Annotated in this window: 20 protein-coding genes; 6 read left to right on the forward strand and 14 right to left on the reverse strand. The window is 62.0% G+C overall.

The window, feature by feature from the left end; translation table 11 throughout:
- Positions 1–129: 129 nt before the first annotated feature.
- On the forward strand, positions 130–606 hold the full coding sequence (locus NKH67_RS12515; protein WP_352501449.1) for a MarR family winged helix-turn-helix transcriptional regulator: 477 nt from the start codon (positions 130–132) through the stop codon (positions 604–606).
- 14 nt (positions 607–620) lie between these two features.
- Here the strand turns inward: NKH67_RS12515 and NKH67_RS12520 are convergent, their stop codons facing one another.
- The 3 genes from NKH67_RS12520 to NKH67_RS12530 are packed head-to-tail and all read right to left on the reverse strand — an operon-like array spanning position 621 to position 3,295.
- Complete coding sequence (locus NKH67_RS12520) at positions 621–1,028, reverse strand: hypothetical protein (protein ID WP_352501674.1); 408 nt, start codon at positions 1,026–1,028, stop codon at positions 621–623.
- The gene (gene tdh / locus NKH67_RS12525) at positions 1,025–2,059 is read right to left on the reverse strand and encodes an L-threonine 3-dehydrogenase (RefSeq protein WP_352452270.1); all 1,035 of its coding nucleotides are present in this window, start codon (positions 2,057–2,059) and stop codon (positions 1,025–1,027) included. The genes NKH67_RS12520 and tdh overlap by 4 nt, the downstream gene beginning before the upstream one ends.
- A 48-nt stretch (positions 2,060–2,107) precedes the next feature.
- Positions 2,108–3,295 carry a glycine C-acetyltransferase gene (locus tag NKH67_RS12530; RefSeq protein ID WP_352473632.1) on the reverse strand — a complete coding sequence of 396 codons (1,188 nt, stop codon included), beginning with the start codon at positions 3,293–3,295 and terminating at the stop codon, positions 2,108–2,110.
- 264 nt (positions 3,296–3,559) lie between these two features.
- Between NKH67_RS12530 and NKH67_RS12535 the strand changes: the two genes are divergently transcribed.
- Entirely contained in the window at positions 3,560–5,632 is a 2,073-nt protein-coding gene (locus NKH67_RS12535) for a putative bifunctional diguanylate cyclase/phosphodiesterase (RefSeq protein ID WP_352473631.1), read from the forward strand.
- 11 nt (positions 5,633–5,643) lie between these two features.
- Here the strand turns inward: NKH67_RS12535 and NKH67_RS12540 are convergent, their stop codons facing one another.
- The 3 genes from NKH67_RS12540 to NKH67_RS12550 all read right to left on the reverse strand — a co-directional run bounded on the left by NKH67_RS12540 (position 5,644) and on the right by NKH67_RS12550 (position 6,846).
- The gene (locus NKH67_RS12540) at positions 5,644–6,081 is read right to left on the reverse strand and encodes a type II toxin-antitoxin system VapC family toxin (protein WP_352473630.1); all 438 of its coding nucleotides are present in this window, start codon (positions 6,079–6,081) and stop codon (positions 5,644–5,646) included.
- 17 nt (positions 6,082–6,098) lie between these two features.
- Positions 6,099–6,341, reverse strand: a complete 243-nt coding sequence (locus NKH67_RS12545) for a type II toxin-antitoxin system Phd/YefM family antitoxin (RefSeq protein ID WP_352473667.1) — start codon at positions 6,339–6,341, stop codon at positions 6,099–6,101.
- Between the two features lie 79 nt (positions 6,342–6,420).
- The gene (locus NKH67_RS12550) at positions 6,421–6,846 is read right to left on the reverse strand and encodes a MarR family winged helix-turn-helix transcriptional regulator (RefSeq protein ID WP_352473629.1); all 426 of its coding nucleotides are present in this window, start codon (positions 6,844–6,846) and stop codon (positions 6,421–6,423) included.
- A 117-nt stretch (positions 6,847–6,963) separates the two neighbouring features.
- On the opposite strand from NKH67_RS12550, the gene NKH67_RS12555 reads away from it, so the two are divergent.
- Positions 6,964–7,371 (forward strand): hypothetical protein, encoded by a 408-nt coding sequence (locus NKH67_RS12555; RefSeq protein ID WP_023674396.1) that lies wholly within the window; start codon positions 6,964–6,966, stop codon positions 7,369–7,371.
- 140 nt (positions 7,372–7,511) lie between these two features.
- On the opposite strand, the gene NKH67_RS12560 is transcribed toward NKH67_RS12555, so the two are convergent.
- The gene (locus tag NKH67_RS12560; protein WP_352473628.1) at positions 7,512–9,557 is read right to left on the reverse strand and encodes an oxidoreductase; all 2,046 of its coding nucleotides are present in this window, start codon (positions 9,555–9,557) and stop codon (positions 7,512–7,514) included.
- Positions 9,558–9,670: 113 nt separating this feature from the next.
- On the opposite strand from NKH67_RS12560, the gene queF reads away from it, so the two are divergent.
- Positions 9,671–10,132: a preQ(1) synthase gene (gene queF / locus NKH67_RS12565; RefSeq protein WP_023674394.1), complete on the forward strand. Its 462-nt coding sequence runs from the start codon at positions 9,671–9,673 to the stop codon at positions 10,130–10,132.
- A 14-nt stretch (positions 10,133–10,146) separates the two neighbouring features.
- Here queF and NKH67_RS12570 read toward each other — a convergent pair whose 3' ends face one another.
- The 6 genes from NKH67_RS12570 to NKH67_RS12595 all read right to left on the reverse strand — a co-directional run bounded on the left by NKH67_RS12570 (position 10,147) and on the right by NKH67_RS12595 (position 16,627).
- Positions 10,147–10,932 (reverse strand): alpha/beta hydrolase, encoded by a 786-nt coding sequence (locus NKH67_RS12570; protein WP_352473627.1) that lies wholly within the window; start codon positions 10,930–10,932, stop codon positions 10,147–10,149.
- Between the two features lie 110 nt (positions 10,933–11,042).
- Positions 11,043–12,227: a mandelate racemase/muconate lactonizing enzyme family protein gene (locus NKH67_RS12575; RefSeq protein WP_352473626.1), complete on the reverse strand. Its 1,185-nt coding sequence runs from the start codon at positions 12,225–12,227 to the stop codon at positions 11,043–11,045.
- 11 nt (positions 12,228–12,238) lie between these two features.
- Positions 12,239–12,796 carry a hypothetical protein gene (locus NKH67_RS12580; protein WP_352473625.1) on the reverse strand — a complete coding sequence of 186 codons (558 nt, stop codon included), beginning with the start codon at positions 12,794–12,796 and terminating at the stop codon, positions 12,239–12,241.
- A gap of 4 nt (positions 12,797–12,800) precedes the next feature.
- Positions 12,801–13,280, reverse strand: coding sequence for a DUF3828 domain-containing protein (locus tag NKH67_RS12585; protein WP_352473624.1), 480 nt, complete (start codon positions 13,278–13,280; stop codon positions 12,801–12,803).
- Between the two features lie 105 nt (positions 13,281–13,385).
- Positions 13,386–15,035, reverse strand: a complete 1,650-nt coding sequence (locus NKH67_RS12590) for an ABC transporter substrate-binding protein (protein WP_352473622.1) — start codon at positions 15,033–15,035, stop codon at positions 13,386–13,388.
- A gap of 41 nt (positions 15,036–15,076) precedes the next feature.
- Positions 15,077–16,627: a trimethylamine methyltransferase family protein gene (locus tag NKH67_RS12595; protein ID WP_352473621.1), complete on the reverse strand. Its 1,551-nt coding sequence runs from the start codon at positions 16,625–16,627 to the stop codon at positions 15,077–15,079.
- 91 nt (positions 16,628–16,718) lie between these two features.
- Between NKH67_RS12595 and NKH67_RS12600 the strand changes: the two genes are divergently transcribed.
- Positions 16,719–17,621 (forward strand): LysR substrate-binding domain-containing protein, encoded by a 903-nt coding sequence (locus NKH67_RS12600; protein WP_352473620.1) that lies wholly within the window; start codon positions 16,719–16,721, stop codon positions 17,619–17,621.
- 17 nt (positions 17,622–17,638) lie between these two features.
- Here the strand turns inward: NKH67_RS12600 and NKH67_RS12605 are convergent, their stop codons facing one another.
- Entirely contained in the window at positions 17,639–18,628 is a 990-nt protein-coding gene (locus NKH67_RS12605) for a zinc-dependent alcohol dehydrogenase family protein (protein WP_352473619.1), read from the reverse strand.
- A 102-nt stretch (positions 18,629–18,730) separates the two neighbouring features.
- Between NKH67_RS12605 and NKH67_RS12610 the strand changes: the two genes are divergently transcribed.
- A complete protein-coding gene (locus NKH67_RS12610; protein WP_352473618.1) occupies positions 18,731–19,633 on the forward strand; it encodes a LysR family transcriptional regulator in 903 nt (300 codons plus the stop codon).
- Positions 19,634–19,895 lie beyond the last annotated feature (262 nt).

The following is a 19,895-nucleotide window of genomic DNA, read 5'->3' on the forward strand; positions in this document are numbered from 1 at the left end:
CGGAGCATCGTTTGCGCATCCGCAAGGATGCTCCGAGTTGACCATACCGGTTTCATTTGTAACCATTGAAAATGTAACCATCAACGGTGATTTCGGCATGAGCCGCCAGCATGCCAGTCAGGGCCAACCATGGAAATCCTCGAGCTGGAATCCTTCCTGCCTTACCGGCTCTATCGGCTTGCCGATGCCGTCAGCCGCGAATTCTCAAGGATATACAAGGACCGCCACGGCCTGACCCGGCCCGAATGGCGCACGCTTGCGGGACTTGGACAGCACGGCACGATGACGGCGACGGCGCTCGGCGAGCAATCGGCCATGCACAAGACCAAGGTTTCGCGCGCGGTCGCCGAACTCGAGCGGCGCCGCTGGCTGACCCGCACGCCAGACGAGAAAGACCGTCGCGTCGAGCATCTGACGCTGACCAAAGCGGGGCTTGCCGCCTATCGCGAAATGGTGCCGCTGGCGAAGGAGTTCGAGCGGGAGCTGCTGGAGAAACTGAGGAATAGCGACCGCGCGGCAATTGAGGCAGCATTAGCCGCTCTGGAGAGTCGTTTGGGACGAGCCGAGGTTGGGGTCGAAGCCAATCGTCTTGAACGAAGGGGCTAGCCAGTGCTTGGCATTTATCGAGTAAGCAACCAATCTTCAGCAACAACTTCGATCGTGTCGTCGCGAAAATAAAACAGGAAACGCCGCGAGTTAGGTCCATCTTGCGCCAGAATTTCCCAATCGTTTTCGCTGATTGACCGGCTATCGCCGATCACCTCGTAGAACTCGCCCCATTTGGGAGCCTGCTTGCTGTAAAGGCCTTTACCTGAGAACCAGGCGTGATCATTTGTGGAGTCCCATCGCCAACGACTGCAACCGATGAAACGAAGGGTTCCTGTCTCTCCCTTGCTGGCCTCACAGTCCCATGAGTCCAACAGAAAGGTAAGCTGAACCGTTTTATCCTCAACGGTTAGTTCTACATTCGGAGCGTTGGGCTCAGCGTTCCAGTCCAGGTTCAGGTGTCGGAAAGACAGTGGTGTCACCAATCCATCACCACCTTGCCGGAATTGCCACTCTTCATCGCCTCAAATCCCGAAATATAGTCGTCGATGCCGATGCGGTGGGTGATCAGGCCGCTGACATCGAGAGGACCCTGCACCAGCGCGATCATCTTGTACCAGGTCTCGAACATCTCGCGGCCGTAGATGCCTTTCAGATGCAGCATCTTGAAGATGACCTTGTTCCAGTCGATCTCGAAGCCGGTCGGCGCGATGCCGAGAATGGCAATCTTGCCGCCATTGTTCATGGTGTCGATCATGTCGCGGAAGGCAGGTGCGGCACCCGACATTTCGAGGCCGACGTCAAAACCCTCGGTCATGCCGAGCGCCGGCATGACGTCGCGCAGCTTTTCCTTCGACGCATCGACGACATGCTGGACGCCGAGCTTTTTCGCCAGTGCCAGGCGCACCGGGTTGATGTCGGTGATGACCACTTTTCGCGCGCCGACGCACTGCGCCACCAGTGCACCCATGATGCCGATCGGCCCGGCGCCGGTGACCAGCACGTCCTCGCCGACCAGATCGAAAGACAAGGCCGTGTGGACGGCATTGCCCAAAGGATCGAAAATTGCCGCGATCTCGTCCGGCACATCGTCGGGGATGGGCACGACATTGTGCTGCGGGATCGCAAGGTATTCGCCAAAGGCGCCCGGCCGGTTGACGCCGACGCCGAGCGTGTTGCGGCACAGATGCCCCCTGCCCGCCCGGCAGTTGCGGCAATGGCCGCAGACGATATGGCCTTCTCCGGAAACGCGCTGGCCGAGTTTGTACTCGGTCACCGCCGTGCCGAAATCGGCGACGGTTCCGACGAATTCGTGGCCGGTTACCATCGGCACCGGCACGGTCTTTTGCGCCCACTGGTCCCAATTGTAGATGTGTACGTCAGTGCCGCAGATCGCCGTCTTCCTGATCTTGATCAGCACGTCGTTCGGACCGATTTCCGGCACCGGCACTTCTTCCATCCAGATGCCCGGCTCGGCCTTGGCCTTGACCAGGGCCTTCATCATGTTCGACATTCTTTTGTCCCCAGAACCTTAGTCGCTTGAATCTCTTGATCCGGCCGCTCAGGAAATCACGCCGAGTTCGCGACCGACTGCGGCGAACGCCTCAACCGCGCGTTCGATGTCGGCGCCGGAATGGGCGGCCGACATCTGCGTGCGGATGCGCGCCTGGCCCTTCGGCACCACCGGGAACGAGAAGCCGATGACATAGATGCCGCGCTTCAGCATCCGCGCCGCCACTTCCTGCGCCAGCGTCGCGTCGCCCAGCATCACCGGGATGATCGGATGGTCGGCGCCGGCCAGAGTAAAACCGAGCTTGCCCATCTCGGAGCGAAACCGCGCCGCATTGGCATATAGGCGCTGGCGCAACGCATCGCCATTGCGGATCATCTCGAAAACCCGGATCGAAGCGCCAGCGATCGCCGGCATCAGCGTGTTGGAAAACAGATAGGGGCGCGAGCGCTGGCGCAGCCAGTCGACCACCTGCTTCCTGCCCGACGTGTAGCCGCCGGACGCGCCACCCAATGCCTTGCCCAGCGTACCGGTGATGATGTCCACCCTGCCCTCGACGCCGCAATGTTCGGCCGAGCCACGGCCGTTCCTGCCGACGAAGCCAACAGCATGGCTGTCGTCGACCATGACCATCGCATCGTATTTGTCGGCGAGGTCGCAGACGCCTTTCAGATTGGCGATGATGCCATCCATCGAGAACACGCCGTCGGTGGCGATCAGCCGGAACCGACAGTCGCGCGCCTCTTTCAACCGCGCTTCCAGATCGGCCATGTCGTTGTTGGCGTAGCGGAAGCGCTTTGCCTTCGACAGCCGTACCCCGTCGATGATCGAGGCGTGGTTCAGCGCATCGGAGATGACCGCATCCTCCTCGCCGAGCAGCGTCTCGAACAGGCCGCCATTGGCGTCGAAGCAGGAGCCGTAGAGGATGGTGTCCTCCATGCCGAGGAAGTCAGAAATGGTCGCCTCGAGCTGCTTGTGTTCTTCCTGCGTGCCGCAGATGAAGCGCACCGATGCCATGCCGTAGCCGTACCGGTCGAGCGCCTGCTTGGCCGCCTCGCGCAGTTCGGCGCTGTCGGCCAGGCCGAGATAATTGTTGGCGCAGAAATTCAGCACCTTCTCGCCGCCGACCTCGATCTCGGCCGATTGGGTCGAGGTTATCACCCGTTCGGATTTGTAAAGGCCGGCCGATTTCAGTCCTTCAAGCTCGCTGTCGATGTGGGAAAGGAATGCTTCGGTCATGATCAGGCCCTGTTGAGATCGATGAGGACTGTCGCGCCGCGCGGACGAAAAATCCATCGCAAAAGCGACCGCTTCGGTGGCGGCAATGGCACGGCAGAGGCCACGATGTTCAAATGCGGAGGCGCCGCGAAAGATTGCAATAACCACTTTGCGGGTTTCTCGCCACGGTCGCCGCCGCCGGCATGCTGCCGTCCCAAACCTGTTAACACTTTGAAGCCAAAGGTTGTCGCACAAGAATTCTTGGCGAGAGGGCCGCCTCAGAAAATGTCACAGCAGCCGGTGCACGCCGTTTCGGGCAGGCTCATACTCCTGATCAAATCCGGTTACTGGCTGGCTCTGCTGATCATCGCCGCCATGGTCGTGGCCTCCTTCATCCTGCTGCAGCAGATGATGGCGGCCCAGCAGCACAACCAGGCACTGCTCGATGTGGTCAGCACACAAAAAGCCCTATCGCAGCGCATCGTCTTCCTTGCCGGCGCCACCGGTACCGCCTCACGCGACCAGCAGCCGGCCCTGGTTAGCGCGCTCAAGCAAGCGACGGTGGAGTTCGAGGAGAACTACGATCTGCTGCTCGAACGGACCGCCGCCGATCCGGCGTCGCCGGCAAGGTTCGATCCGAGATCGATCGAGAGCGTACTTTTCGCCAAGCCGTACCATCTCGACTATTTCTCGGTCGGGCTTATCGCCAACGGCGAACGCCTGATCTCGTCATTCGAATCGCGGCTCAACATGGCCGGCAATGGTGGCTACAAAGGCGGAGAGGAGCGCGTCAACCTGAACGCTTCCGTTGCCAACGCAACATTGTCGGGCTATGCCGCACTTGGCCAGCGCATCAGTGCCTTTGCAGACCAGCGATCCGAAACACTTCTCGATCTTAACCGCACATTGTTCTACTCGACCATCGGCGTCATCGTGCTGGTGGCGCTTTTCATTTTCAGGCCAATGTCGAATGCCATCCTGCGCAGGACGCGCGAGCTGGTCGATGCGCGCAATTCCATGGCCTTTATCGCCGTGCATGACGGGCTGACCGGCCTGCACAACCGCACCTTTTTGACTGAGCATTTCGATACGCTGATCAATGCCGCGCGGCGACGGCGTGAACGGGTTGCCGTGGTGCAGTTCGATCTCGACCGGTTCAAGCAGATCAACGACACGTTCGGCCACGCCGCCGGCGATTATGTGCTGGTGGCGGCTGCGCAGCGCATGCGTGATTCGTGCCGTACGTCGGATCTCAACGTGCGGCTCGGCGGCGATGAATTCGTCATGATTCTCAACGGTGCCGGCAGCACCGAGGACATCGATACCGTCGCCCGGCGCATCCTGACCAAGCTCAACAAGCCGATCGTCTTTCGAGGCACGACAATCCATCCGGGCGTAAGTGCCGGGATTGCGGTCTACCCTGTCGACGCCGACAATGCGCAGGATCTGCTCGTCCATGCCGATCTGGCGCTGTATTCCGCCAAGAAGCAGGGCGGCGGCAGCTTGTCGTTCTTCTCCGAGGAGCTGAGGCACGAACTCGATTATCGCAAGCAGCTCGAGCTCGATATCAGGACCGCTATCTCGGAGAAGGCGTTCGAAGTCTATTTCCAGCCGCAAGTCTCGCTGTCGGACGGCGCCATCAGCGGCATCGAGGCTCTGGTTCGCTGGAGACATGCCGAGCGCGGCATGATCGCGCCGGGCGAGTTCATTCCGATCGCGGAAAAATGCGGTCTCATGCCCGAGATCGGCCGCATCGTCATCGCCAAGGCGATCGACGAAGCAGCCGAATGGAACCGCGCAGGCATCGCCTTCGGACGGATCGCCGTCAATGTATCCGGCTCGGAGCTGCGCGAGACAGATTTCGAAGTCTTCCTGTTCGACATGCTGGAGAGGGCTGGCCTGCCAGCGCACAAACTGTCGCTGGAGATCGTCGAATCCGTCATCCTCGACGACGAGAAGACCGGTATCGCGGCAAAGCTGCGGCACATTCGCGCCGCCGGTATCCATCTCGAGCTCGATGATTTTGGCACCGGCTACGCATCGCTCAGCCATGTCAATCCAAACGAGATCGATCGGCTGAAGATCGACCGCCGGTTCGTCCAGAACATCAACGAGAACAGCGGCAACACCAAGATCGTGCGTGCCCTCACCGAGCTCGCCCGCGGTCTCGGCATCTCGATCGTTGCCGAGGGCGCCGAAACCGAAGCCGAGCTCGACTCGCTGATGGCGATCGGCTGCGACCAAGTGCAAGGCTATTCCATCGCTTTCCCGATGCCGCCGGACAGCGTGCGCGAATGGCTGGTGGCGCGAACGCCCAAGAAGGCCAGGCTGACGGTGCTGCAGGGCTGCCGGGCGTAGGAAAGTCGGAACTACTGCAATGGCGGCAGGTTTCTCAGCGGATTGAGCATCGGCACCCCAAGTGGTGCGAAATGACGCTCGTTATCCGTCAGTATCACCAGGCCGTGAACCTCGGCCGTAGCAGCAATCGCTATATCTTCAAATCCCGGCCGATGAGCCCTTGCGCGATCAAGAATAGAACCCGCGGCATGCGCGGCTCGCAAATCGAAGGGCAGAATCCTTGCCCCGTAAAGGTGCTCGACTGCCTGCCACCAGTCGCGTAGCAGCGCGGCCTTTGTGGTCGCGCCGTCGCGCTCCGCCTTCGCTATCCCCGCCGCGATTTCGGACGCAGTCACAACGGATAGGAACAGGTATTCGCTCGCCATATCGAGCCATGCCATCAGCGCCGCCCGATCAACCTTCCTGGCTGGAGCCATTGCCGAGATGATGTTGGTGTCCAGCAGAAACATCAGGGCTGGTCGCCGCGCTACAACGCAACCTTGCGAGCCGGCTTACGGGAACGAGGCGGAATGTCGTCCTTGTCCCCGGGAAAAGCCGCCAGCAGCCGCCCGAAGCTCGGCACCCGAGACAGCCGCTGATAATCTTCGAACGACAGGATGACGGCCTGCTTCCGACCGTGGCGTGTGATAATGGCAGGCTCTCCTGCAACTGCCTGATCGACGACTGCCGAAAGCGTCGCCTTGGCGTCTTTCAACTGAATTTCGCGCATGTTGCCACCCTCGCATATGACTACCATGGTCATATAACATTGCAGACGGCTTGGAACAAGGGTTGCGGTCCAATCGGTATCAACTGACATTGGCCCGCAACGCGGCCAGCACCTGTGCAAACTCTGCCAGCCTGTCGTCGGACAGTCCTTTCCGCAGCCGCTTGTCGAAGGCTAACGCGGCGGTGCGCAATTGCAGGAACAGCGCTTCTCCGGCTTGGGTCAGCTCCACCTGGTGAACCCGGCGGTTCTCGGGATCGCGGCGGCGCATCAGCAGGCCTTGCGTCTCCATGGCGTTGAGGTGGTGGGTCAGCGTTGCGCCCCGGATGCCGATCATGCCGGCGAGCTCGCGTTGATTGGCCAGCTCCCGCGACTTGACCGACAGCAACGTGACCCAGACTGGCAGCGTGCCGCCTGCCTCGACCAAGGCAGCGTCGAAAGCCTGCGCAACCAGCTTGGCGGTGCGCGCGAGATTCATCCCGATCGGCGGGCGGTCAAAGGGCGTCATGATCCGACACTAGAACAAGGGCAAAGCCTATGGAACCGGCTCGAGCTTATGCGTTGACATCTAATCATTTGATATCTATCGATATGCCTGGCGGTGGGCAAGAGAGGAAATGCGGTCATGCAATATGTCTACATCATCGTCCTCGGCCTTCACGTCATGGCGGGCGTGTTCTGGGCCGGCACCACCATCGCGGTCGCCCGCGAACCGGAGATCAGGGCGGAACGTTTCTTCCGGCCGCAAATGGGCGCAGCCGGCGTGGTTTTCCTCACCGGCTTGCTGCTGTGGTATTTCTTCCACAACGGCTCTTTCGGCTCGATGGAGAAGGTCTTGGCGCTCGGCATCTTGACGGCGTTAATCGCCGCCGGGGTTCAGGGCGCGCTGGTGGGTTCCGCCAGCAGGCAGTTGGCCGGCGCTGATGCGGCGAAGCAAACCCAGTTGCGCGCCAAGATGACAAAGGGCGAACGCATCGCCGGCGGCCTGCTGGTCATCACCGTGTTCTGCATGGCCACCGCCAGGATGTTTTGAACGTCCTGCCGCAATCGCAAGATCGTACGGTGCCCGGCGATGGCCGGCGGCGTGCGCGGCGCGCAGACCGGACCGACGTACCGTGGTGGCTCTCCGTACGGAGGTTCGGCTGCGCGCCACCAATCAATCCAAAATATTCCTCAGATTCGCAAGCCGAACCTGATGCCGTCATAGATCGCAGCGTGGATATTGCGTGAAGCTACCGCGTCGCCGATGCGAAAGACGACGAAACCGCCTTGCGGATTGCGCGCAGGAAAGATGTCGCCGCCATTGATCAGTTTTTCGTAATCGATCGCGCCGGCGTTCTTCGACAGCGGCTTCAGCGCCAGGTAGAGATCGTCGAGCGGCAGCGTGCCGTGCTCGACCACCACCTGGTCGACCCGCCGCTCGCCGCGCCAGCCATCGGCGAAGTCGGAGGCGAGCTCGGCGATCAGCTGGTTGCCTTCACGCCGCACAGAACGTAGCCGTGTGTTGATGGTCACCGTGACACCCTTTTCCTGGAAGGCGCGCATGTAGGGCACATGATTCATGCCGCCCATTTCCGGGGCGAAGAAGCGCTCTGGTGAAACCAGCTCCAGCCTGGCGCCGCTATTGGCGATCAGTTCGGCGGCACCCATGCCCTGATGGCCGCCATTGTCGTCATAGAGCAGCACGTTCTCGGCCGGCTTGACGCTGCCGGCCATGATGTCCCAGCTCGAGGTGACGAGATCGTCGCCCGCCGTCAGAGGCGGGTTCTGCGGCAGGCCGCCGGTGGCGACCACCACCACGTCCGGCGACAGCGCCAGCACGTCGTCCGTCTCCGCCCATTTGTCGTAGCGGATCTCGACGCCCAGCCGGTCGAGTTCGGCCAGGCGCCAGTCGATGATGCCGATCAATTCCTTGCGGCGCGGGTTTTGCGTTGCCAGCCGCACCTGGCCGCCGGCCTGGCTCGATGCTTCCAGCACCGTCACCTGGTGCCCGCGCTCGGCGGCGACGCGCGCCGCCTCCAGCCCGCCGGCGCCGGCACCGACGACGACCACCTTCCGCTTCGGTCCCTCGGTTTTCGGAATAATATGGGGGATATCAGCCTCGCGGCCCGTCGCCGCATTGTGGATGCACAGCGCCTCGCCGCCCTCATAGATGCGGTCGAGGCAATAGGTGGCGCCGACGCAAGGGCGGATCTCGTGCTCGCGGCCCTCCATCACTTTTTTGACGATATGCGGGTCGGCAATGTGGGCGCGCGTCATGCCGACCATGTCCAGCTTGCCGGTGGCGATGGCGTGACGCGCGGTGGCGACGTCGGAAATCCGCGCCGCATGGAAGGTCGGGAATTTCGTCGCTGCCCTGATCTCGCCGGCAAAGTCGAGATGCGGCGACGACCGCATGCCGGTCACCGGGATGACCTTGGTCAGCGCCGCATCGGTCTCGATCGAGCCACGGATGATGTTGAGGAAATCGACCTTGCCGGAGCCGGCCAGCCGCCTGGCGATTTCGACGCCCTCCTGTTTCGACAGGCCTTTCTCGAAATCCTCGTCGGCGACCATGCGGATGCCGACGACGAACTTTTCGCCGACCGCGGCACGCACCGCGTCGAGCACCATTCCGGTGAAGCGCAGCCGGTTGTCGAGCGAGCCGCCGAAATCGTCGTCGCGCTGGTTGGTGGCCGGCGACCAGAAACCGTCCATCAGATGGCCGTAGGCTTCGAACTCGATGCCGTCGAGGCCGGCAGCCTGGCAGCGCTGCGCGGCCGCCGCATAGTCGGCTACGATGCGCTCGATATCCCAGTCCTCGATAGTCTTGGGAAAGGCGCGATGGGCCGGTTCGCGCACCGGCGAAGCCGACAGCACGGGCAGCCAGTCGGCCTTGTTCCAACCGGTGCGGCGGCCGAGATGGGTGATCTGTATCATCACCTTGCAATCGTGCTCGTGGCAGGCATCGGTAAGCTCGGCGAGCCACGGCACGATGCGGTCGTCATAGACATGCAGATTGCCAAAAGCGGCCGGGCTGTCGCGCGAGACGATCGCCGAACCGGCGGTCATGGTCAGCGCCATGCCGCCCTTGGCCTTTTCGGCATGGTAGAGCCGGTAGCGTTCCTTCGGCATGCCGTCCTCGGAATAGGCCGGCTCATGGCTGGTCGACATCACCCGGTTCTTCAGCATCAGATGCTTGAGCTGATAGGGCTGGAGGAGCGGGTCGTTGCTGGTCATCGTCTTCCTGCTGTTTCAAATTGTGCTAATGAGCGGCAAATTTTGTTTTTACGCATGTCGCTGTCCCAAAATCGCTGCGCAGTTTTGGGCGACATGCAGCAAGGAACCTGTTCATGACCGATACGAAAAACCTCACCCAGCTCGGCACCAACGTCGAGGCGCCACAGAGCCCTGAAGCGGCAGTCCTGGAAACCGTGCCGTTTTCGCGCGGCGACGGCCCGCCGGCCATCGTTCGCTTCACCTGCCCGGAATTCACTTCGCTCTGCCCAGTCACCGGCCAGCCGGACTTCGCCCATATCGTCATCGACTACGCACCCGATGCGCTGCTGGTGGAATCGAAGTCGCTCAAGCTGTTCATGACCTCGTTTCGCAACCATGGCGCCTTCCACGAAGAATGCACCGTCATGATCGGCCGCCGCATCATCGCCGCAACCAAGCCATTGTGGTTGCGCATCGGCGGCTACTGGTATCCGCGCGGTGGCATACCGATCGACGTGTTCTGGCAAACCGGCGCGCCGCCGGAAGGTGTGTGGTTGCCCGACACCGGCGTCGCCCCCTATCGCGGGCGCGGCTGATCGGACGGAGCGGCTCACCTGATCCCGGTCCGGCACAGGTTGGTCTCCAGGAAAGGCATCACCGCGTCGCGGTACCGCTGTTGGTCATAGCGATAGAGATCAACATGCCGCGCGCCGTCGAACCAGACCAGCTTTGCGTCAGCGCCTGCCGCATCTTTCAACGCCAGTGTCTGGCTGCGAGCGACAAACGGATCCGAATTGCCTGCTAGCAGCAATATCGGCCGATCAATCGCGCCGATGCGATCGACCGGCCTGACATCATCTACCCCGAAGCCAAGGCGGAGCTGCATCTGCGCCAAGAGGATGGTCGCCTGTATGTCGCGCAACATAGGCAAGGGCGCTCGCAACGCCGTGGTTTCCAGCAAAGTCGCGTAGAGCTGCTCCAGGACATAGGCGTCGGCATGCTCCTGCTGAGCGCCAAATACAAAAGCAGCCGCACCGAGCGACGAGCCGATGGCCGCCACCTTGCGACCGGCGAAGCGTTGCCGGGCAAAGGCGAGGATGCGGCTGGCGTCCTGCCGTTCGATGTAACCAAAGCCTCTGATATCGCCGCCGCTTTCGCCATGTCCCGACAGATCGAACAGCACGATCGAGTAGCCGCTTTCGAAAAGCAGCTTCGCTCTTGGAACCATGGCCAGCTTGTTTGAACCACGTCCGTGTAACAGCACGATTGTTCCGCAACTGTCCTGCCGATCCGCCACCCAACCGGCAAGGTCGGGCGCGCCCTCCCGCTTCAGAACGATGCGCTCCACCGGTAACCCCACAGGCAGCGTGAAGCTTTGCTGAGGCACGCGGGCCACCGCGTGGCTTCCTGCCTCCCAGGTGACAGCGCAGGCCAGGACGCAAACCGCCGCGAATAAAGCAACCACGACAGGACCTCTTCTCATCGATCGGTCACGTGCACTTCGCATCAGTTGAGCGGCAGCCGCCGGTAGCGGCTGGGGCTGTTCGGGTCGCTGAAATGGTGCATCGGCCCGTGTTCGGCAAAGTGCGCTGACCAGCGTTTCATTGCCGCCGGATCGAGTTCGACGCCCAGCCCGTCACCCTCCGGCACGCGCACCGTATTGCCCGTCTGGCGGAAAGGACCGTCCTTGATGACATCGCCGATCTGCCAGCGAAACAACGACTGCGACGCCTCGGTGATCCACGGTGTCGCCGCCACGACGTGCAGATAAGCCGATGTCATGATGCCGAGATCGTTCGAATAGCACCAGAACCCCTTGCCCATCGCCTCACAGGCGGCGATGAATTTCAGAGTTTTCGACAATCCGCCGAGTGCTGCGAAATTGCAGACGAAGTAATCCGGCGCACCGAGCGCGACTGCCCGTCTGAGATCCGGAATGTGCGTCGAGAACGGAATGCGCGAATGCTGGCGCAGCGCAGCCATCTCCTCGAAGGTCGCGACCGGATCCTCGTAGTTGCGGATGTTGAACGGCTCGATCTCGCGCAGCACCCAGCGCGCTGTGGTCAGCGACCACTGCATGTTGGAATCGAGTTTGATCTGGGCTTTATCGCCAAGCGCCTCGCGCAGCATGCGCACTGTCCTGATCTCGAGCTCGGGATCGCCCATGATCAGCTTGCCCTCGAAAATCGTCGAGCCGTGCTGTTCTCGCATGCCGAGACAGTAGTCGACGATCGCTTCGGCGGTCATCTCGCCGCCGGCTCCGCCGTGAGCGGGGCGAAAGGCGAAATATTCCGAAAACGGAATGTCCTTGCGCACCGCGCCGCCGAGCAGCTTGTAGAGCGGCATGCCGAAGACCTTGCCTCTTATATCCCACAGCGCCAGTTCGACGGCGCCGAACGCCACCGTGGCTGCATTCTCGCCGGTGTTGGCGGTAATCTGCCAGGGCGGCACACAGCGCGCCTCGCAGTCGGCGATGTCGAGCGGATCGGCGCCAATCAGCGCCGGCGCGATCTCGGCCTTGATCACCTCGCCGAAATGCCACCATGGCGCCTCGCCCAGTCCGACCACGCCTTCGTCCGTCTCGACCTCGATGATCGATTTCGAGGCGCCGCCGTAGAGACCAGCCGTCCACCAGAACGGAGCATCGAGCGGGACGTTGACGTGGGTGACGCGGACGTTGGTGATCTTCATCGGTTCCGTTCTCACTCGCACTGGTATTGGCTTAGCGCCCATTCGCCGGTCACCGAGAGCAGGTCCGATATCTTCCAGTCGCCATCGATCTTTTTGAACTTCCATTCCAGCCGGTGCGGATTGCCGGAGACGACAAAAGCGACGACGACCTTGGCCTCGTCGCCCTTGATCGCTTCGATGGTCTTCAGGCTTTTGTCGATCTCCGCCTTTTCGTATTCGGAATTGTCGAGCGCCATGTTGGGATCGAGGCACTCGCCCTGCCCCGACTTCCGCAGCGCGTCGCTCTTGTCCAGCACCGACTTTGCCGGGTCGGTGAAATGGCCCCGCTGAGCCGGATCGACCTCGAGCCCGGCATGCTCGTAGAACGGCTTCACTACCGCGGTCGGCGAGCCCGGCTGCTCGGCTGCGGCCGGCGCGTTTTCTGCCGGCGGCAAAACTGCCGGCGGAGGTGCCGCACTGTCGGCCGGCGCGTTTGCGGGTGGCGCGCCGAACAGGCCTTGAGCGGCGGCGCTGCTCAATCCGGCCAGCAGGCACGCAGTCGCCAAAATCCAGGGACGGCAGCGAAGCACGGCATCACTCCGGCGACTGCCCGGCCAGGCATTCGAGCGCACTCAGGGTCCAGCCGCTGGTCTTCGAGGTAATGTCGGCGACCTTCCACTGGCCGTCGATCTTCTTCAACGACCAGACCATTTCGCGTTTGGACTCATCGCCTTCCGGAAAAAGGTTGAACGTCGCCGTCACCTCGGCGCTGTCGCCATCCAGCGTTTCGGCCAGCGTCAGCGTCTTGGCCACGGTCTTCTCGTCATAGTCCTGCGCATCGAGACCAGGGGCGAAGTCGATGCAGGGAACTTCATCCGGATGGTTCTTTGCCGCATTGTCGTTCAATTCGAACAGTTTCGTCACCGGCGCGGTGAAGCGGTCGCGATATTGCGCATCGGCCTCGAACTTGACCGACGGGACATAAAAGAACTTCACGGCGTTGGCAGCAGGGCCGGCAAACGCGGCCGCCGGCACGGCCATCGAAAGCGCGGCAACAAAAAGTGGCAGTTTCATGGGTGTCCCCGATTGTTCACTGACGGAAGCTATCAGTACCACGCATCTTGCCCGTCGGCCTTCTTGCGGTCCATGAAATCCTGCAACGCGTCCTCTGCTGGCAACTCAGGCGTTCAGCCAGACGTTCTGGAGATCCATCTCGAAGGTTTGGTGGACACCGTAGTTCTTCACCTTCTCGTTCATGTGGCTGAACAGCTTCTGCCAAAACGGCTGAATGATGACGCCCGAATCCTGCAGGATCTGCTCGATATCCTTCATGACCTCGCGGCGCTTTTCCACGTCGATGAGCGAAAGAGCCTGCTTGAGCTTGGCGTCGAAATCAGGGTTCGAGTAGCCGGTTTCGTTCCAGGCCTCGCCGGTGCGATAGCCGAGCGCCAGCACCTGTACGCCAAGCGGGCGCATGTACCAGATGGTCATCGAATAGGGGTATTTCGTCCAGTCGTTCCAGAATGTCGATCCCGGCAGCACGGTGCGCTTCACCTTGATCCCGGCATCGCGCAACTGGCCGGCAATAGCGTCGCCGGTGTTCTTTTGCCAATCGTCCTCGACGGTGATCAGTTCATGCTCGAAGTCGTCCTGCCCGGCATCGGCCATAAGCTTCCTGGCGCCCGCGGCGTCGCGTGTCTTCTTGGGCAGCGCGTAGTATTCCGGATGAATCGGGCTGACGTGGTGGTTTTCACCAACAGTGCCTCGCCCGGCGTAGCCAAGTTCGAGCACCGCTTTGTTGTCGACGGCCATCTGGAGGGCGTTGCGAACCCGCTTGTCGTCATAGGGCTTGTTCGTGATGTTGGTCCGGGCGACGAGCGTGGTCGCTGTCGCGACCTCCGATTTGACCAGCCCCATCTTGTCGAGGATGTCTATGAAGTCGGCCGGCGTCTCGAAGTTGAGGTCGATTTCGCCGGAGTCGAATGCATTTATCGAGGCGTTGAAATCGGTTCCGTAGTCGATGAATTCGACGCCGTCGAGAAGCGCTTCACCGCCCCACCATTTGCCATTCTCACGACGCTTGACGACCGCTTTCTGGCCGACCGCATAAGACACCAGTTCGAACGGCCCGGTGCCAATCGGCTTCTCAATCGGATTGGCGCCGTCGGCGTCGAAGTTGCGATGGACCACCAGCGCCGGATAGTCGGTGAAGTTCGGGATCAGCGAGATGTCCGGTTCGTTCAGCTTCAGCTTCACCGTGTTGTCGTCGACCTTGGTGATCGCCCCTTCCCTGGCCTTGCCGGTCTTTGCATCGATCAGCGCACCGACGCGCGCGGCCATCGAATTGCCGGCGGCAGCCTTCTCGCACCAGCGCGTCAGATTGTAGGCCACGTCATCGGCGTTGAAAGCATCGCCGTTGTTCCAGGCGATGCCCTTGCGCACATGCAGCACGTATTCGGTGGCGTCGTCGTTGACCTCCCAGCCTTCGAGCAGAACCGGCTCGAATGTGAACTGGCGGGTGTAGCGGACAAGCGGCTCGAGCCAGCAGCGTGAAATGTTCGCAAGTTCCACCCAGTCGTAGGTGCGCGTGTCCTTTTGCGCCTTCACCGACATCGAAACGTGCAGCGTTCCGCCTTTCTTCGGCTCTTCAGCCAAAGCCCGCTCCGGCACGGCAAGTCCAATCATGCCGTAGGCAAGGGCCGTCGATGCGCCGAAAGCGCTTGCCAGGGCCAGAAACTCCCGCCGGTCGACGCGACCGGCGCGCGCCTCGCTGGCCATTGCTTCGATGGCGCTCGATACGCGATCGCCGTTGCTTCTGAAGAGTGTCATTTTTTCCTCCCTTATGGTTCGCATCGGGTCTTCGCCCGTGATCAACTAACGCTGTCCGGCAGTTTCTCCTCGCGCCGCGCAATCAAATCTTTGAGACCATCGGCGATGCCCTCATCGAGCTTCGGCTCCTCATAATCGGCGAGCATGTTGCGCGCTTTCTCGCGGCCGCGGGTGTCGTGGTCCTTTGCTCCTTCCGCCTTCCACTGTTCGAATGAATTGAAGTCCATGATGCTCGGTATGAAGAAGGCGGACTCGAAATGTTCAAGCGTGTGCTGGGTGCCGAGGAAATGGCCCTGCGGTCCGACCTCGCGGATAGCCGCCATAGCCTCCTTGAAATCGTCGAATGGCAGCCCGCCAGCATATTTATACCAGCCGACAAGCTGCTCGCAGTCGGTGGCAAATTTCGAATAGCCGCAGGTCAGGCCGGCTTCGAGCCAACCGGCGGAGTGCCAGATGTAGTTGGCGCCGGCAAGGATGGCGGCATGCATCAGCATGTTCGCCTCGTAGCCCGCCTGGGCGTCGTTCAGCTTCGAGCCGACATGGAAACCGGACGTGCGCCACGGCAGATGATACTTCCGCGCCAGCGCGCCCATGAGATACATCATCTGGGCCGCCTCCGGCGTGCCGCCCATGGGAGCGCCGGTCTTCATGTCGACCGTCACCATGAACTGTCCGTAGATCTGCGGCGAACCCGGACGCAGGAGCTGTGTGAACGCGACGCCCGCCAGCGCTTCGGCATTGACCTGCGCGACCGCACCGACGGCAGAGGCCGAAGTCGAGGCGCCGCAAAGGGCGAAGGGGGCGAGGATCAGCGGCTGGTTGTGGCGCGCATAGACTTTCATCGCGTCCAGCATGGTGGCGTCCCACACCAGCGGCGAATTGCAGTTGGTGATCGACACCAGAACCGGGTTGTCGCGGACAAAATCCTCGCCGAACACGATGCCTGCCATCGCCATCGTGTCTTCGGCTCGATCCCTGGAGGTCACGATGCCCATGAACGGCTTGTCCGAGTGCTTCAGCGCCGAATGGATGATGTGGAGGTGACGTTTCGGCACCGCGATTTCCATCGGCTCGCAGATGATCGAGCTCGACGAATGCAGCGCCGGCGCCATGTAGGCGAGCTTGTGGAAATTGTTGAGGTCGGCGAGTGTGCCGTAGCGCCGGTTGTTGTCGAGGTCGCGCACGTAAGGCGCTCCGTACATCGGCACGAAGATGGAGTTGTTTCCACCCACACGTACGGAACGCTGGGGATTCCTCGCATTGAGCGTGAACTCCGACGGGACCTTCGAGATGAGCTCCATCAGCAGGGCGCGGTCGATCCGGACCCTTGTCTCCGAGACATCGGCGCCCGCCGCCTTCCACATTGCGATCGCCTCGTCGTCGCGGAACTCGCATCCGACTTCTTCGAGGATGGAGAGTGACTCCTGGTGGATCAGCTCAACCGCCTCGTCCGGGACCATCTGATAGACGGGAATCTGACGGACCAGGGTTGGAAACGACGCTACGGGTGCGCCCCGCAACGCCTTGCGCCCCAGGCGGCCGCCGCTGCGGCGGTTGGTGTGTTCGCTCACTTCAACGGCCGGTGCGTTCATGAAGGCTCCATATTCCAGTCTCGACCAATCTAGCCAGACAAAATGCGGCTGTGACGCTGGAAAATCCTGATCTCTTGTATAAGCTCAGCTTATGCGAAGCTTGCGCCACCTGCTGCCGTCTGCCGGCAGCCTGATCGTTTTCGAGGCCGCCGGGCGGCTGTCGAGCTTTACCGCCGCCGGGCGGGAGCTCGGCATGACGCAGGCTGCCGTCTCCTATGCGATCCGTGGGCTCGAAGAGCAGCTCGGCGCCAAACTCTTCCAGCGCCGCCACCGGCAAGTCAGCCTGACCGAGGCCGGCGACCGCTTCCATGCCGACGTCTCGCTCGGCCTGTCGCACATTCGCAAGTCGGCGGAGGATCTGCGCCAGATCGCCGTCGGCGCGCATGTGACACTCGCCGCCTCGACCGCCTTTGCCTCGTTCTGGATGATGCCGCGCCTGCAGCAGTTTCGCGACGAATTGCCGGGCATCGACCTGCGCATCCAGACCGCCGACCGCGATCTCGACATCATCGCCGAAGACATCCCGCTCGGCGTCCGCGGCGGCGAGCCCAGGGAATGGCCGGATTATCATTCGCTGCCGCTGGCCGATGAGGTGATATTCCCCGTTGCCGGTGTTAGTTATGTGGCACGGTTCGGGCTGCCGGACCGTGTCGCGGATCTTCAATCGCACCGCCTTATCCATCTTGAAGAGCCGTTTCGCGAGGCTGCGAGCTGGGACGAATGGTTCGCCTCGGCCGGTGTCGACATCGCCGATGCCGGACGCGGCTTGCGCATCAACGACTATGCGCTGGTGATCCAGGCCGTCATGGAAGGGCAAGGCATCGCGCTCGGCTGGGGTCACCTCGCCGAGCGGCTGCTGGCATCAGGGCTGCTGGTGCGCGTCACCGGCCACACGATGACGACCGGCAAGGGCTTTCATGTCATCTGGTCGAAGAACCGCGAACTCAGCGACAACGCCCGCAAGGTGCGGGACTGGCTGGCGGCGCAGGCGTGAGGCCGATAAATGCCCGGTCAAACGGTCACGACGATCTTGCCGAATTGCTCGTTCGATTCGAGATAGCGGTGCGCCTCGACGATCTGGTCGAACGGAAAGGTTCTGGCGATTGCCGGCTTCAGCGAACCCGAGCTCAGTCCGTCAAGGATGAACGCCTTGGCGGCCTGCAGCCGGACCGGATCGCGCACGATCTCATGGACGAGATAACCGCGCATCGTCAGTGTCTTGGCCAGCACTGCAGGTAGTGGAAAGGGTGTCGGGTCGAGGCTCAAGCCGCCATATTCGATGAGAATGCCGCCCGGTGCCATCGCCGCCGTCAGAGGCTTGAAAATCGGGCCGCCGACGGCATCGAACACCACGCGCACGCCGTCCGGGCCGGCGATTCGCTTCAGCCTGGCTTCCAGGTCCTCCTCTGCCGAGGCGATGACGTGGGCCGCGCCGAACTCAAGCAAAGCCCGCTTCTTGGCAGATGTCCGTGTGACCGCGATCGGGGTCGCGCCAACCATGTTGGCGATCTGGATCGCGGCAAGTCCGACGCTGCTCGAGGCCGCGGTAATGACAATAAAGTCCTCGTTTTGGAGGTTGGCAATGTCGATCAGCGCACCGTAGGCGGTGAGATATTGCATCCACGCTGCGGCGGCTTCTTCCCAACTCAGCGATGGTGGATGCTTGACGACGAGCTCGGCGGGATATGTGGCAATCTCACCATAGGCAGGCCAGCGGGCCATCGACAATGGCGGCACGATGCTGACGGCATCGCCAGGCGCAAACCCGTCCACGCCTTCGCCGACCATCTCGACGATACCCGCCGCCTCGAGCCCAAGACCGGAAGGCAACGGCGCGGTCTGGATGTAGGTCCCCGAACGTAGCAGCGCCTCGGCGCGGTTTATACCCAACGCCTTGACGCGGATCTGAATCTCACCGCTCGCGGGCGCAGGCGTGTCAACATTCTCGATGCGCAGGACCTCGGGACCACCGAGCTCATGAAAGCGAACGACACGTGCCATCGGTCAAACTCCAAAATATTTGAACTGAATCAGCTATGCCAGCGCTCATCAGGCGGATAAATAGCCGCTTGAGTAGATCAGCAGAAACTGCAGGTTTTGAATATGGATCGCCTTACGAGCATGGCCGTGTTCGTCAAAGCCGTCGACCTGGGCTCGTTCGCAGCCGCGGCGGCGGCTCTCGATCTGTCCGGGCCGATGGTCGGCAAGCATGTCCGGTTTCTCGAGGAGCGCCTGAGCGTGCGCCTCATCAACCGGACCACGCGCCGCCAAAGCCTGACCGATTTCGGGCGCGCCTATTATGAACGCTGCCGGCTGGTGCTTGCCGAAGCGGAGGCCGCTGATGCACTCGCCGCCGACCAGCTTGCCGAACCGCGCGGAAAGCTGCGTGTCCTGATGCCGGTGCATTTCGGCCGGCGCTGCGTTGCCCCGATCCTGTTCGGGTTTGCGCAGCAATATCCGGCGCTGGAACTTGACCTGTCGTTCAGCGATGCCATCGCCGACCTCGCCGAGGACGGCTGCGATCTTGCCATTAGAACGGGCGACCTGGAGGACCAGGCCGGGGTGATGGCGCGTCGCATCGCGCGCCAGCACATGGTCGTCTGCGCATCGCGGTCCTATCTCGACCGGCACGGCCAGCCGCAGGAAATAGATGACCTCGGCCGCCATCACGCGATCATCTACCGCCGTTCCGGGCGTGCCGTTCAGCCGTGGCTGTTTCCGCGCAATGGCCACCCCGCGATTGAGGTCAGGCCAGTCAGCAGATTGCGGCTCGACGACCTCGATGCCATCGCCGATGCCGCGGCCGCCGGCATGGGGCTCGCCTGGCTGCCATACTGGCTGGTTCGCCAGCGCATCCAGGCGGGCGCACTTGTCCCGCTGTTGTCGGAACAATCCTGGTTTCTCTACGACGTTCATGCCCTGTGGTTGCAGACGCCTCATCTGCCGATGAAAGTCCGCCTTGCCGTCGATGCACTGTCGGCAGCGCTGCCCAAGCTCATGACTTGAATGCACGGTCGCGGTTATCTGCGTGGATTTCCTCGAGAACGACTCGACGCAAGCACAAGCCGTTCGAGGCGAGGCTTCGTCGATCGGCTCGGCAGCGCCGCTATCGATCCGCTCGCGCCTCGCATTGGGCGACAGTAGTTGTGTGCGTCAAGTTCTGCAAAATGGCGTGGCATTGCAGTGACGTCGGCGTGTCCGCCGCGCAGCCCCCGTGTTTAGCGGAGCGGCGGACACATGACGGTGCTCAGGCGGCCAAGGCCCTCAG

The sequence above is a fragment of the Mesorhizobium sp. M0968 genome (assembly GCF_040319065.1).
GTDB lineage: Bacteria > Pseudomonadota > Alphaproteobacteria > Rhizobiales > Rhizobiaceae > Mesorhizobium.